The 12,349-nt window shown below is 42.7% G+C and carries 9 protein-coding genes, 3 tRNA genes and 1 pseudogene; 7 read left to right on the forward strand and 6 right to left on the reverse strand.

Going from position 1 to position 12,349, the window contains the following annotated elements:
* A pseudogene (locus AM629_RS19360) lies at window positions 1-765 on the forward strand (S8 family serine peptidase); the annotation flags it as partial.
* 265 nt (window positions 766-1,030) lie between these two features.
* On the opposite strand, the gene argA reads toward AM629_RS19360, so the two are convergent.
* The gene (argA, locus tag AM629_RS19365; protein WP_054481206.1) at window positions 1,031-2,368 is read right to left on the reverse strand and encodes an amino-acid N-acetyltransferase; all 1,338 of its coding nucleotides are present in this window, start codon (window positions 2,366-2,368) and stop codon (window positions 1,031-1,033) included.
* A 246-nt stretch (window positions 2,369-2,614) separates the two neighbouring features.
* Here argA and amiC point away from each other — a divergent pair, with 246 nt between their 5' ends.
* On the forward strand, window positions 2,615-3,862 hold the full coding sequence (gene amiC, locus AM629_RS19370) for an N-acetylmuramoyl-L-alanine amidase AmiC (protein WP_054481208.1): 1,248 nt from the start codon (window positions 2,615-2,617) through the stop codon (window positions 3,860-3,862).
* A 93-nt stretch (window positions 3,863-3,955) separates the two neighbouring features.
* Here amiC and AM629_RS19375 read toward each other — a convergent pair.
* The 3 genes from AM629_RS19375 to AM629_RS19385 form a co-directional block, all read right to left on the reverse strand.
* Window positions 3,956-4,032, reverse strand: a tRNA-Met gene (locus AM629_RS19375).
* A 30-nt stretch (window positions 4,033-4,062) separates the two neighbouring features.
* Window positions 4,063-4,139, reverse strand: a tRNA-Met gene (locus tag AM629_RS19380).
* Between the two features lie 102 nt (window positions 4,140-4,241).
* Window positions 4,242-4,318 (reverse strand) — tRNA-Met (locus AM629_RS19385).
* 218 nt (window positions 4,319-4,536) lie between these two features.
* Here AM629_RS19385 and mltA point away from each other — a divergent pair.
* Entirely contained in the window at window positions 4,537-5,634 is a 1,098-nt protein-coding gene (gene mltA, locus AM629_RS19390; protein WP_054481209.1) for a murein transglycosylase A, read from the forward strand.
* A gap of 48 nt (window positions 5,635-5,682) precedes the next feature.
* Window positions 5,683-6,495, forward strand: a complete 813-nt coding sequence (gene tcdA / locus AM629_RS19395; protein ID WP_054481212.1) for a tRNA cyclic N6-threonylcarbamoyladenosine(37) synthase TcdA — start codon at window positions 5,683-5,685, stop codon at window positions 6,493-6,495.
* Here the strand turns inward: tcdA and csdE are convergent.
* Entirely contained in the window at window positions 6,492-6,953 is a 462-nt protein-coding gene (gene csdE / locus AM629_RS19400) for a cysteine desulfurase sulfur acceptor subunit CsdE (RefSeq protein WP_054481214.1), read from the reverse strand. The two genes, tcdA and csdE, sit on opposite strands and share 4 nt — an antisense overlap.
* Before the next feature lie 3 nt (window positions 6,954-6,956).
* On the reverse strand, window positions 6,957-8,165 hold the full coding sequence (gene csdA / locus AM629_RS19405; protein ID WP_054481215.1) for a cysteine desulfurase CsdA: 1,209 nt from the start codon (window positions 8,163-8,165) through the stop codon (window positions 6,957-6,959).
* Between the two features lie 539 nt (window positions 8,166-8,704).
* On the opposite strand from csdA, the gene AM629_RS19410 reads away from it, so the two are divergent.
* The 3 genes from AM629_RS19410 to rlmM all read left to right on the forward strand — a co-directional run bounded on the left by AM629_RS19410 (window position 8,705) and on the right by rlmM (window position 11,428).
* Window positions 8,705-9,625 (forward strand): transcriptional regulator GcvA, encoded by a 921-nt coding sequence (locus AM629_RS19410; protein WP_054481217.1) that lies wholly within the window; start codon window positions 8,705-8,707, stop codon window positions 9,623-9,625.
* Window positions 9,626-9,939: 314 nt separating this feature from the next.
* Window positions 9,940-10,335 (forward strand): DUF423 domain-containing protein, encoded by a 396-nt coding sequence (locus AM629_RS19420; protein WP_054481220.1) that lies wholly within the window; start codon window positions 9,940-9,942, stop codon window positions 10,333-10,335.
* Complete coding sequence (gene rlmM / locus AM629_RS19425; RefSeq protein WP_054481221.1) at window positions 10,328-11,428, forward strand: 23S rRNA (cytidine(2498)-2'-O)-methyltransferase RlmM; 1,101 nt, start codon at window positions 10,328-10,330, stop codon at window positions 11,426-11,428. Before AM629_RS19420 ends, rlmM begins: the two co-directional genes overlap by 8 nt.
* Window positions 11,429-12,349 lie beyond the last annotated feature (921 nt).

Raw genomic sequence — 12,349 nt, forward strand, 5'->3', positions numbered from 1 at the left:
CAAATTCATGGCGTTGACGTTACCTTTAATGGGGTCAGCGGTACTGATTCAAAGGTGAAGCTGCTATATCTCGATACCCTAGATATTTCGCAGGTCGATGCAGCCGATTTCCTCTTTGCGGAGCCGGGGCCGGATTTGGTGCCAACGGTTGGGCCGGTGGTGACGCCATCTTCCGATAAACCGACGGTGACTGTACCGGGCTCATTGACACCCATTGTCGCCCCCCTTGATGTTGATAAGCCTTTACCGCTTCCCTCTATCGACCTGAAGCCGATGAGTATTCCCCCGAGGAAGCCAGTGAGCATTCCCCTTATCAATGTGGAAGCGATGGAGAGCAAAATAGTTGCCGGCAACGGTGACAATAAGGTGAATGTGATGGGCCGTTTTGCCGATATCACGTTAGGTCATGGTAGCAACGTTATCGGGCATGGGGACAACGATTTGGCGTTTAATGGTGAGATGGGGAACTTGGTGTTTGGAAAGGACATCAGCCCTGAACGTCTGTGGTTCCAGCATGAAGGACAGGATCTGCAAATTTCGGTCATTGGCAGCAAGCAGGAGGTCACGCTGCATAATGGGTATGCCAGTCCTACCGAACGAGCCGGTAGCATCATGGCGGGTGATGGTTATCGGTTGATGGATAGTGATGTCGAACACCTTGTCCAGGCTATGGCTGCCTTCGCGCCCCCAGCGCCGGCGACGGCCATGCTCGGTGATGTCGAGCAACAGCGGCTGCAACCTGTGCTGGCAGCCAACTGGCACTGATCGGTAACAAGGCCCGTGATGGTTATCGCGGGTCTCATAACTAGGTGAATAGCGCCGTTTAAATGTAAGCGCCCTATATGAGGACTTCTGTCTTTCGATAGGAAAAATGTCTAACTTTTGGGGTGCACTTCATAATTTAAGTGGACACTATTTATTTCTTCGATTATTCACTGAATTAACAGACTAAGTCAGCGGTAGGATGCCGTAGGTTTAATATCATTACCGCTGAATTAAGGGCAATGTAAACCTTGCGGCATAAATACGTTTATTGCTGTGGTTCCAAACTTAACATAAGGATTTTTGAACGGCGCTGGTAGTTGTATAGTGCTTGCTTCTCAATCGGTAGCATTGAGATTTCTGCCGGCTCAAAACCCCGTTCCTGAAACCAATGGATACTGCGGGTAGTCAGGACGAAAAGTTTTTCTAGTCCAAATTGCTGGGCATGCTCTGAGATGCGATTTAATAGAGCTTCACCTCTTAAAGAACTTCGATATTTGGGATGAACGGCTAAGCAAGCCATTTCCCCGATTTTTTCATCAGGATAGGGGTAAAGTGCAGCACAGGCGATAGTCAGGTTGTCGCGTTCGATAATGGTGAATTTATCAATTTCTCTCTCAAGTTGTTCTCTTGAACGGCGAACCAAAATCCCTTGTTGTTCCAGTGGGCGGATAAGTTCGAGAATGCCACCAATATCATTAATATTAGCCCTGCGTATTTGTTCCGCACTCTCCATGACTATTTGGGTGCCAATACCATCACGGGAGAATAATTCCTGAACCAGAGCACCATCTGCCTGATAGCTTAATAAGTGGCTGCGGCGAACACCACCACGGCAAGCTTTCACTGCACTTCGTAAAAAACGGGTTGTACTTGAATAGTAGTCCCCCTGGAGTGTCAATTCTTCAATGTATTCTTGTGCTTGATTAAGAAAAATTTCAGATAGAATTTGTCCATCTTTGTCCTGCACACCTTGAGAAGAACAGAAGCCAATCAGTTTTTCAGCCCGTAGCTTGATAGCTAACTGAGTAGCAATTTCTTCTGATGGCAGATTAAAACTCTCTCCAGTGACAGAAACCGCAACAGGGCCAATCAGCACTATTACGCCATGGTCTAACTGAAGGTTGATTGCGTTTTCATCAATGCGACGAATTCTGCCGCTGTGGCAATAATCGATACCATCATCAACGCCTAGAGGTTGAGCTATAATAAAGTTACCGCTCACAACATTAATATTTGCTCCTTGTAATGGGGTATTATTCAGGCTCATGGAAAGACGTGCGGTGATATCCAGTTGCACTAAACCAGCAGACTGTTTGACGAATTCTAATGTTTTATTATCAGTAACACGGGTGTGTTTGTGATAAGCCGGTTCGTAATGGTGGTCTGCAATATTTTGTTCAATTTGCGGTCTGGCGCCATAAACAACAATCAGACGGATACCTAAACTATGCAGTAATCCGATATCGTTGATGATATTCGGGAAGTTTTCATGAGCAATCGCTTCTCCGCTAAGCATGATAATAAAAGTTTTGCCACGGTGTGCATTGATGTACGGAACCGAGTGGCGAAATCCCTCAACTAATTCGGTGCTTCGTTCTTTCATAACAGGCTCTCGATTGAATTTTTATTCGAAATTTATGTATTTTTATTCTTTTTGAAGAGGAATGGCAAGAGGCAATTAAGATAAAAGCATTGTGATATAGATGTGGACGTTAATAATTTGCAGCATATAAAATGCTTTTTGTTGATGACAGCATAATGTTGATTGGTTAGAGTTTTTCACTTGGCTGTTTCTCTTGGTGAATATTACCCTGAATATTTGTATTTTATGAATGGAATAAAATAGTAGATGAGTCATTCAGATCATAATCTGTCACGACGTCGCTTGTTGCAGGGAGCCGCAGCAATGTGGTTGCTTAGTGTCAGCCAAGTAGGTTACGCCGCGTCATCAAAAATTATTGCTGTACGTATTTGGCCTGCATCCAGTTATACCCGTGTAACGCTTGAGTCTAATATTTCACTCAAATATCGCCAGTTTATGCTGAAAAATCCAAACAGAATTGTTGTTGATCTTGAAGGTGTGCAGTTGAATCACGCCTTAAAAGGGATGGGAGAACAGATTCAGTCCCGTGATCCTTATCTTAAATTGGTTAGGGCAGGGCAATTTGATCCTAAAACTGTTCGTTTGGTGTTTGAGGTTAAACAACTGGTCAGCCCGCATATGTTTACGTTGAAACCAGTGGCGGAATTTAAACATCGTCTGGTATTGGATATTTATCCGGCAACGGGAGCGAATACCGATGATGATCCACTACTTGCTCTGCTTGAGGAGTACAATAGAGGTAATTTGGCTGAGGATTTACCGGCGAAAATACCAAAATCCGGCAAAGCAGGTAAGGACAGGCCGATTGTTATTATGCTTGATCCCGGGCATGGAGGGGAAGATCCCGGTGCTATTGGTAAATATAAAACCCGAGAAAAAGACGTTGTTCTACAAATTGCCCGTCGATTGAAAAGTATTATTCAGCGTGAGCCGAATATGAAAGTTTATATGACCCGTAATGAAGATGTGTTTATTCCGCTAAAAGTTCGGGTGGCAAAGGCACGTAAGATGAGGGCTGATTTGTTCGTTTCTATTCACGCTGATGCCTTTACTAACCGGGCGGCACGCGGCTCTTCGGTTTTTGCACTTTCTACTAAAGGTGCGACCAGTAATACTGCACGTTTTTTAGCCCAGACTCAAAACGAGGCTGACCAGATTGGTGGGGTAAGTAAAAGCGGCGATAAGTATCTGGATCATACCATGTTTGATTTGCTACAGACCGCGACAATCAACGACAGCCTTAAATTTGGCAGTGAAGTGCTCAGGCGCATGGGCAACGTGAATAAATTGCATAAAAACCGGGTAGATCAGGCAGGATTCGCGGTACTTAAAGCCCCGGATATCCCATCCATTCTGGTGGAGACTGCGTTTATTAGTAACCTGGAAGAGGAACGAAAACTGAAAACTGCGCGTTTCCAGCAACAGGTAGCAGAGTCAATTTTTGCGGGTATCAAAGCTTATTTCAAGAATGGCGGTGATTTGGTTCGGCGGTGAAATATCCGCCATTTAAACTGAGTGCGGATATGATGGGGATAAAAGCATAGATGAATTGTTTTTGGAATGTATATGCTGAAACGCACAAAGAATTGGTTGCGGGGGCCGGATTTGAACCGACGACCTTCGGGTTATGAGCCCGACGAGCTACCAAGCTGCTCCACCCCGCGTCCGTTTGAGTATTTTTAGTTGCGAAAAATTGGTTGCGGGAGCCGGATTTGAACCGACGACCTTCGGGTTATGAGCCCGACGAGCTACCAAGCTGCTCCATCCCGCGTCCGTTAGAACCTTTCTGGTATTTTCCTGCATCGATAATGCTTGCTGGAATAGGTTCTTATTCACAAATATCGAACTGTTATATCGAACTATTTCATTGTATTGGTTGCGGGGGCCGGATTTGAACCGACGACCTTCGGGTTATGAGCCCGACGAGCTACCAAGCTGCTCCACCCCGCGTCCGATGCGGGCACTATACTCAGGATGAGATCCGTTGCAAGTTTTTTTATTAATTATTGTTTGTTTCGTTACGTTTTTGATTAGTTACCCCACATATTGGCGTATTTTTGTTCGTTTGTGTCATTGTCCCGTGACGTTATTTTTTTATGGTAAGTTTCATTATTTTTGTTGGTTTGATATTGTTTGCCGCTGAGCAATGTTGGTAAGAGAGAGCAATAATGAGACTTTGGAGTAAGCATCTTCTGGGTGGGGTCATGATTTCACTGCTGGTTGGATGTCATTCTCATCCAACAGATCTGGGCCAACAATATAAAGATGGTCATATTACTGAGGATTTACGGCTCGTGAATCAACCTAATGCTCAGGGGAGGCCGGTTAATGCTAAAGACTTTTCAGAGCAGGTTGCGCTTATTAATCAGTCTGCACCTCGTCTGTATAAGAATAATAGCTCAACTTTTGATGCGGTCCAGAACTGGATGTTAGCAGGTGGTGAAACCAGTAAATTGAATCTGTTTAATCTACATGCTTATCAGATGGAAGGTGTGGATAATTACGGTAATGTCCAGTTCACGGGTTACTATACGCCGATATTACAAGCTCGCCGTGTTAAACAAGGTGAATTTAAATATCCTCTGTACCGTATGCCGCCTAAAGGCAGATACCATTTACCAAGTCGAGCTGAGATATATAATGGTGCCCTCAGCCCTAATTTGATTATTGGTTACAGTCGTTCGCTGATTGATAATTATCTTATGGAAGTACAGGGCAGTGGTTATGTTGATTTTGGTGATGGTGGGCCGCTGACCTTTTTGGGGTATGCAGGTAAGAATGGGCAGGTTTACCGCAGTATTGGCAAACTGCTGATTGAGCGCGGAGAAATTGCGCAGGAAGATATATCTATACTGTCGATTCGTAGATGGATTGAATCTCATAGCGAGGCAGAAGTTCGTGAGCTGCTAGAGCAAAATCCTTCGTTTGTCTTTTTTAAACCTGAAGTTTATGCCTCGGTGCGGGGAGCGAGTGCTGTTCCTCTGATTGCAAAAGCCTCTGTGGCTTCAGACAAAACACTTATTCCACCAGGAACAACATTGTTGGCAGAGGTACCTTTGTTGGATGAACAAGGTAAATTTACCGGTCAGTACCAGATGCGTCTGATGATTGCATTGGATGTCGGCGGTGCAATAAAAGGTCATCACTTCGATATTTATCATGGTATTGGTCGTGAGGCTGGTATGATGGCCGGGTTTTATAACCACTATGGTCGAGTTTGGGTGCTGAAAAAAGAGCAACCGGCTATGCTGATGGTCAATCAGTAATGCCTCTCCATGGATTTTATAACAGGTTTTCAGGATTGATATTCAGTGATGCAAACTTCTCTTTCTGATGCATATATGCAGCGTTTTGCGGGGACTGCCCGTTTATATGGTCAAAAAGCGCTCTCTTTATTTTTTCATTCCCATATTTGTGTGGTGGGTATCGGTGGTGTGGGTTCCTGGGCTGCTGAGGCTTTGGCTCGTACCGGAATAGGCGCGATTACCTTGATTGATATGGATGATGTATGCATTACGAATACCAACCGCCAATTACACGCTTTAAAGCAGCATATTGGGCAACCAAAAACGGAAGTGATTGCAGAACGTATTCTGGCAATTAACCCTGAGTGTAAAGTGACTTGTATTGATGATTTTCTCTCACCGGATAACGTTGAGGAAATCATGTCTGCCGGGTTCAGTTATGTGGTTGATGCTATTGATAGTGTCAGGCCGAAAGCAGCTTTGTTGGCTTATTGTCGTCGCCATAAAATTCCTTTGGTAACAACAGGTGGTGCAGGTGGGCAACTTGATCCTACACAAATTCAGGTTGTTGATTTAGCGAAAACTATTCAGGACCCGTTAGCAGCTAAGTTGCGGGAACGGCTGAAATCTGATTATCACATTGTGAAGAATGGTAAAGGCAAGTTGGGAATTGATTGTGTGTTTTCAACTGAGCAATTGGTTTATCCGCAAGGTGATGGTTCTGTTTGTGCCGCGAAAAGTACGGCGGAAGGGACTAAACGCATGGATTGTGCTTCCGGTTTTGGTGCCGCGACGATGGTCACGGCGACGTTCGGGTTTGTTGCGGTTTCCCATGCATTGAAAAAGATGGTGGCTAAAGCTCAACGCCGGGGTGAACTTTAATCTTTGGTGTAATGTTTTGCGGCGTTTTGCACGGTATGAATCAGCGATTTTACGCCGTTCAACCGTGAACCACTTAACTGTTGTTCTAGTCCAAGCTGGTGGAACAACGCCAGCAAGTTAGTTTCCGAAACTTGTTTCGGTGTTTTTCCTTCTACGGCGGTTAGGATTACGGCTAGCAGACCTTTTACAATGCGGCCCTCGCTGTCACCATAAAAGTGCAAATAGCCATTTGGCATTAATTGATATCCTAACCAAACTCGGTTTTCACAGCCTGATATTTCGATGTCCTGTTGTTTCAAGTTGTCAGACAGTGCTGGTAGTTTCTTCGCCAGTAAGATTAACTGGCGATAGCGATCTTCCCATTGGCGGCATTGGTTAAAGGTTTCGGTTAGCTGTTGCTGGTTAATTTTTTGACCGAATGGGTGTGGTGCGGTTAATCCTTTAGTGGGTTGTGTCATATATTATTCATCTTGTAGTAGAGAAAGGCCGAATTTTACCGCCTGAACTAAAGAATCGGCATCCTGCTGATTGTTGTAAGGCATAAAAGATGCCCGTAAACAGCCACTGATATTTAAAGCCTCGATCAATGGTTGAGCGCAGTGCTGACCAGAGCGTAAGGCAATATTTTGTTCTGCCAAAATAGTCGCCAAATCACCGTGATGAATGCCAGCAAAATTAAAAGCCAGCAAGCTGGAACCAGCAATACGATAGCTGATAAACCCGGGTAAAGCGGAAAGTTGTTCTTCGGTGTAGTCAGCGAGAGTGACAGCATGGGTTTCAGCTTTGGTCATATCAAGATCTTTCAGCCATTCTAGTGTGGCTGAAAAGCCAATAACACCTGCAACATTTGGTGTACCCGCCTCAAATCTGAATGGTACAGCTTCCGGTGTAAAACCACTGAATGATGCCTGAGTAAGCATTTTACCGCCGCCTTGCCAGGGAGACATGGCTTCAAGTAGCTCACTTTTACCATAAAGTACGCCAACGCCATTTGGACCATAGAGCTTATGAGCTGAAAATGCGTAGAAATCGATATCTGTTTGCTGAACGTCAACAGGATTGTGAACAACGCCTTGTGCGCCATCAACCACGATCCGGCAACCGTGTTGGTGCGCTATTTTGGTTATTGCAGTTAAATCAACGGCTCCGCCAGTCACGTTGGACATTTGGCTAATGGCTATCAATCGACTGTGTTGGTTCAGAAGTTTAGGTAAGGTATTTATATCTGGTAATTTGCCGTTGCCTAAAGGCCATTTAATAACCTTGGCGCCTATTTGCTCTGCCAGCATTAACCAAGGGATCAAATTAGAATGGTGTTCCTGTTCACTAACTATAATTTCATCTCCGGGTTGGAGACGAGGACGGAAATAATTCTGAACAACCAGATTGAGGGATTCTGTAGTTCCTTTTGTCCAGATAATATTCTCAGGTGTTGGGGTGTTGATGAGTTCAGCAACCAGTTGGCGGGCATTTTCATAGCGGGATGTCGCTTCCTGTGCTGCGTGATGTTGGCTGCGATGTACTGTAGCACTACTGCACTGATAATAATCCTGAGTTACTTTTATCATGGCTTGTGGTTTGAGTGCAGTTGCCGCACTGTCTAAAAATACAGTCTGTTGTTGTAGGGCAGGAAATTGCCGACGGAATTGTTCTGGTTCGAACTTTTTCATAGTTGTTTTGAGTTGATTTCGTTGTTGTTTATCAGGCTATTCTGTCGGTGATAGTCATTATACCCTTCATCCTTCAAGTTGCTGCTTTGTTGGCTACGTTCACTTACTCCAGTCACATCGTTATCTATGCTCCCGGGGATGCGTTCTCTTGCCGCCGCGCTGCAAATTGAAATCTATTGGTATACATCGAATAATAGTGCCATGTTCCAGTAATTATGCCAAAAAAAAGCACCGCAACCGCGGTGCATTAAAAAATCACTATGGACAGACAGGGTAAATGTACAGGAAGTGAAAAAACAGTAGCTTAAGCTACACAGTCTGGTTTTCCAGACAACTTGCAAACACAACATCACAACCACAAAGCCAAAAGTTCCATAGCGTTACTGCTAATTCACTTTTCGTTCCGGCTTGGGAAGTGGCGCCACTATAGGGATTTACTGGAGTATCCTCAATGGACAATTTATAATGGTTCGGATTACAAAAACTAATAAATAAATATAAAGAGTTACCGGTATCACTAATATTGAATAAGGGCTCACATGTCCAAACGTTTACCACCACTTAATGCGTTGCGGGTTTTTGATGCTGCGGCGCGCCATTTGAGTTTTACTAAGGCAGCTGAAGAGTTATTTGTGACGCAGGCCGCAGTTAGCCACCAGATGAAAAGTTTGGAGGACTTTCTGGGGCTTAAGTTGTTTCGTCGTCGCAACCGATCACTATTGTTGACTGAAGAGGGACAAAGTTATTATTTGGATATTAAAGAAATTTTCACGTCTATAAATGAAGCAACGCGTAAACTTCAAGCTCGAAGTGCGAAAGGGGCTTTGACTGTCAGTCTTTCACCCAGCTTTGCTATTCAGTGGTTGGTTCCAAGGTTGTCTGGCTTTAATTTAGCTTACCCGGGAATTGATGTCAGGATACAGGCGGTAGACAGAGAAGAAGATAAGCTCGCTGATGATGTTGATGTTGCTATATTTTATGGCCGTGGAAACTGGCCGGGGTTGCGAACAGATCGTCTTTATGCAGAATATTTGCTCCCTGTTTGTTCTCCTACGCTACTAACTGGGGAGAATCCTCTGAAAACACCAGCAGATTTAGCGCGCCATACATTATTGCACGATTCTTCTCGCCGTGACTGGCTGGCTTATGTACGTCAACTTGAGATGCAACAGCAGATAAATGTTCAGCAGGGACCTATATTTAGCCATAGCGCCATGGTGATCCAGGCGGCGGTTCATGGGCAAGGGGTTGCATTGGCAAATAATGTCATGGCTCGGACTGAAATTGATGCCGGGCGTTTAGTTTGCCCATTTAATGATGTGTTAGTGAGCAAGAATGCATTTTACCTTGTTTGTCATGATAGTCAGGCTGAGGTAGGGAAAATCGCAGCATTCCGGCAATGGGTTCTGGCACAGGCCGCTAGTGAGCAGGAGAAATTGGGTTTTATTACCAATGAATAAGGAAAGGATAAGTCATTCTGGTTACAAGAGTTCTCAGATATATACCCAATGGATTTCAAGATGGATCGAGACGGCAAGGGCGCGAATCCCCGGGAGCATAGATAACTCTGTGACCGGGGTAAGTGAACGTAGCCAACAAAGCAGCAGCTTGAAAGATGAAGGGTATATACCCAATAGATTTCAAGTTGCAGTGCGGCGGCAAGAGAACGCATCCCCAGGAGCATAGATAACTCTGTGACTGGGGTAAGTGAACGCAGCCAACAAAGCAGCAGCTTGAAAGATGAAGGGTATAAATATGAAAAAGGAAGATAACAGTGAATAGTCGTTTAATGCTTATCTTTGCTGGCATTAGTGGTTTTTTCTATGTGGCGTTTGGTGCTATCGGATCGCATTTATTATCTCCGATTATGGAAAAATATCAGCTAGGCTGGATTGAGCTTGGTCTGCAATATCAGGGTATTCACACTCTGGCAATGATGGCTATATCTGCCATGCTGATGCGTAAAGTTATTCTCTGGTTTTACTGGAGTGGTGTCTTTTTCGCGGTAGGCATTTTGTTGTTTAGTGGCAGTCTCTATTGTATGGCCTTATTGCAGGTTAAATTTTTCGCTTATATTACTCCAGTTGGAGGGGGCAGCTTTCTTATTGGCTGGATCTTAGTATTAATCGGCGCTTTGCGTCTAAGGAAATCGGCGCTTCGCCATGAATAAAATTGCCTTATATTGTCGCCCTGGTTTTGAAAAAGAGTGTGCGGCAGAAATCACCGATAAAGCGGGTCAAAAAGAGATTTACGGTTTTGCCCGGGTAAAAGACAACAGCGGTTATGTTCTGTTTGAGTGTTATCAGCATGAAGATGCAGATCGTCTTATTCGTGAGATACCCTTTCGGGAATTGATTTTTGCCCGCCAAATGCTAGTCGTGGGTGAATTATTACGAGATTTATCTCCTGAAGATCGGATAAGTCCGATTGTTGGTATGTTACATGGTGTCATCGAACGTGCGGGCGAACTACGGGTTGAAGTGCCTGATACTAATGAAAGTAAAGAGTTGTTGAAATTCTGCCGGAAATTTACTGTGCCGTTGCGTAATGCTATGCGTCAGGAAAAAATTTTGCAGATTAAGGAAAACACGAGCCGTCCCGTCATACATGTTTTCTTTATTGCACCGGGTTGCTGTTATGTTGGTTATTCTTACAGTAATAACAACTCGCCATTTTATATGGGCATTCCCCGATTGAAGTTCCCTTCAGATGCACCAAGTCGTTCAACACTGAAGTTGGAAGAAGCTTTTCATGTTTTTATTCCTTATGATGAATGGGAAGAGCGGCTGGCTAGTGGTCTGTATGCTGTTGATTTAGGTGCATGTCCTGGTGGTTGGACCTACCAATTGGTGAAACGCAGTATGATGGTTCATGCTGTGGATAATGGTCCTATGTCGCAAAGCCTGATGGATACCGGGCAGGTTCGGCATCACAAAATTGATGGTTTTAAGTTTCAACCTTCGGTAAAAAACATTTATTGGCTAGTGTGTGATATGGTGGAAAAGCCGGCAAAAGTGACGCAACTCATGGCTGATTGGTTGGTTAATGGTTGGTGTCGGGAGGCTATTTTTAATCTCAAACTGCCCATGAAAAAGCGTTATGAAGAAGTTGCGCATAATTTGCAGAAAATGAATCTGCAATTAAAAGAGAATGGTATCAATGCACAAATTCAGGCAAAGCACCTTTATCATGACAGGGAAGAAATAACGGTTCATGTTCGTCGTATTTGGTCTGCTTATGCAAACAGTCGGAATAATGACTGATTAACTGTTGTTCATCGTTATTTCTGGAATAAATTCCTAAAATAAGACTTCATAAAGCGCCTCAGTGATATTTTGAGGCGTTTTTATTTTAATATTGAATGACATTATTGCATTTTGTTTTCATTCCCATATGTAATAAAAGTAACATATTGAAATGATGTAACTCATTTATTCATCATGGAGGATATTACATAATGATCAGTTGTGAGGTTGTTATATTTAATCTGACCATTAATGTAGTATAATTTTTGTCTGAAAATTGTTGATTTTTTTACTTGACTTAAGGCAAATGGTGAAATAAATATATTATTATAACTGCTTAAGGAAACATGAGATTAATTCGCAATAATCTAGTTAATTAATATTATTAACTTGGAAGAATGAAATTGATTGTTTTTTTAAATTAATTTAACTAGGGTTAGGATATGAAGTTTAATTGTGATATTAAACTAAAATAATGTTTGCATTATATCAAGCTTAAGTTGCTGTTTTAAATTTGATATCTTTATGAATATGTTTAATTATTTATTTGATATCTTGTTTTTAAGCATGTTTAATCAACTTTTTTGATATTCTTATTTTGTTTTAAAAAACTACAAATATAATCTCATTATATCGAAAAAGAATTATTTAGAATAAATTAATTATTAACTGCTGTGTGATATATATATTTTTATTTATTTAATTAAGTTGTTGTTACTTTGTTTGATAATAATATATGGGTATTTGCTGGTTTAGATCCCTTTTATATACGTCATATCGTTCAATATTGCAGTCTAAGTGGGAGGTTATTCTTATTTTTTCTATTCATATAACGGCTTGGGATAATTTCTGATTGAAATTATAAACAATAATTATATAAATTTTTTAAAGTTTACTTTATGGATAGTTAAATTATGAATAATTAGTGAGAAATAAGAT

This window comes from Photorhabdus heterorhabditis (assembly GCF_001280945.1).
GTDB classification, from domain to species: Bacteria; Pseudomonadota; Gammaproteobacteria; order Enterobacterales; family Enterobacteriaceae; genus Photorhabdus; species Photorhabdus heterorhabditis.